The organism is Paraburkholderia franconis, from assembly GCF_009362735.1.
GTDB classification, from domain to species: domain Bacteria; phylum Pseudomonadota; class Gammaproteobacteria; order Burkholderiales; family Burkholderiaceae; genus Paraburkholderia; species Paraburkholderia franconis.
Map to the genome: position 1 here is coordinate 1 of NZ_WHNP01000199.1, position 1,959 is coordinate 1,959.

A 1,959-nucleotide genomic window follows, 5' to 3' on the forward strand; every position below is an offset into this window, starting at 1 on the left:
GAGCCACGCGATCTTCCGAATCGACCTGAGCGGATAACCCTGTTCCTGACAATGTACGAGGAAGCGCTTCCTGGATTCCACGCAGGGCGCGAGATTGTGGGCAGCAAGAACATGCGGACGCGTAAAGAGAGTCTCGAACATGATATTCCCCCATCATTGATCAGTGGAATATCAGTATCAGCCTGAAAATTATGTCGTCATGGAAACGTCAACGCGATAGACGATGCGGGGTTCTTGAGAACCACTGTGACATATTTTTTACCGCACCATACTCGTGATTATGGCCTCGAGGCCATAACAACGAGAACGGTAGCGTTGAGTCATCGCATCGCTATCTGAAGGAAGCCGTCGACCAGGCGTTGATGTTGCGCGGTCACCGGGACTTCGCCGATCGTGCGGCCTACGATGAGTTTCTGCGCGAGGTCGCATGCGTCGCAACCGGCGTAACGCAGCCGCATTCCGCCTTGAGCGCGAACAGCTCATGGATCTGCCGTTAAGGCGCACGACCGACTTCGTCGAGGAAGAAGCACGCGTTACACGCTGCAGCACCTTCACTGTACGCGGCATTCTGTACAGCGCTCCGTCGCGCCTGATCGGTCATCGCCTGAAGGTGCGCGTGTATGGTGACAGGCTCGACTGCTATCTGTCGGGCGCGCTGGTGCATAGCACCTCGCGCGGCTCGCGTGCCGGCGACAACCGCCGCGCGCTGGATTACCGACACTTTATTGAGAGCCTCAAACGCAAGCCACAGGCCTTCAAGGGGCTTGCGTTTCGAGACGAGCTGTTTCCGCGTGAGGCCTATCGCCGGACCTGGGAACAGCTGGAGGCGAGGCTGACGCAGCGCGAGGCATGCAAAGTCATCGTTGGATTGCTTGAACTCGCCGCGCTCGATGGCGTCGAGGCCGTGCTGGCCGCGCGCCTCAACGCGTTGCTGGTTGACGGCAAGCTGCCTGATCTGAAGGCTCTGCGCGAGGAGTTCGCGCCGCGTCACGCCGATTGCCCAGTCGTCAATATTGAGATGCCACCCGCAAGCAGCTATGACGACCTGCTCGGCAAGGAGGTCGCATGAGCACGCCCGCTTACGATGCCGGCAGTCTTGCCTTGATGCTCAATGAACTGCGCCTGCCGACCATCGCCCGCCTGTGGCCCGAGTTTGCGGAGCGCTCCGACAAGGAAGGCTGGCAGGCCACGCGGCTGATCGGCGCATTGCTCGAACACGAACTGGCCGAGCGGGCCAAGCGGCGCATTGAACGACACCGTGCTGAGTCGCATCTGGACCCGACCAAGACGCTGCGACCTTCGACTTCAGCATGGTGCCGATGGTTTCGAAGGCCCACGTCATGGCGCTCGCGACCGGCGATTCGTGGCTTGAGAAAGGCGCCACGGCGCTCCTGTTCGGCCCGCCCGGAGCCGGCAAAAGTCATTTGGGTTCGGCCATCGGACACGCGTTGATCGACGCCGGCTACCGGGTGCTGTTCACGCGTACCAGCGAGCTCGTGCAGAAGCTGCAGGCTGCGCGTCAGAGCCTGCAGTTGCCTTCAGCTCTTGCCAAGCTCGACCGCTTCGACCTGATCATCCTGGACGATCTGTCATATGCCCGGAAGGATCAGGCCGAAACCAGCGTGCTGTTCGAGCTGATTGCCGAAAGGTATGAGCGCCGTAGCCTTCTGATATAAGTTATTTGGAATTGAATCTGTGCTACGGTAGGCCAGTTTTTAGTTGGCTGGTGCGCAGAACATATTGAAACAGATCACGCAGGGTTATCCACGGGGCCGCCGCCCGCTCTTCTGTAGCGAGAGGCGAGCGGCCCGGTGGATAACCCGTGCCGAAGGCGATGCCCGCTTACTTGCCCCGAGCTGAATCGTTGTGGTGGCGACTCAGCATCCCTCGCGAGAGGAGCAAATCATGGTTGCAGGCAACGCTGTCGTCGAACCGGTGTGGGAACGGTATCCACTGATC

The 1,959-nt window shown here is 59.9% G+C and carries 1 protein-coding gene and 2 pseudogenes; all 3 read left to right on the forward strand.

Annotation, left to right across the window (positions count from 1 at the left end; translation table 11 throughout):
* The coding region (locus GCT13_RS50440) for a hypothetical protein (RefSeq protein ID WP_227747409.1) at nucleotides 1–186 on the forward strand (186 nt) is incomplete at its 5' end.
* Between the two features lie 101 nt (nucleotides 187–287).
* Nucleotides 288–1,069 (forward strand): annotated as a pseudogene (locus GCT13_RS47515) (Mu transposase domain-containing protein); the annotation flags it as partial.
* Nucleotides 1,066–1,673: pseudogene (locus GCT13_RS47520) on the forward strand (ATP-binding protein); the annotation flags it as partial. The pseudogenes GCT13_RS47515 and GCT13_RS47520, both read left to right, overlap by 4 nt.
* Nucleotides 1,674–1,959 lie beyond the last annotated feature (286 nt).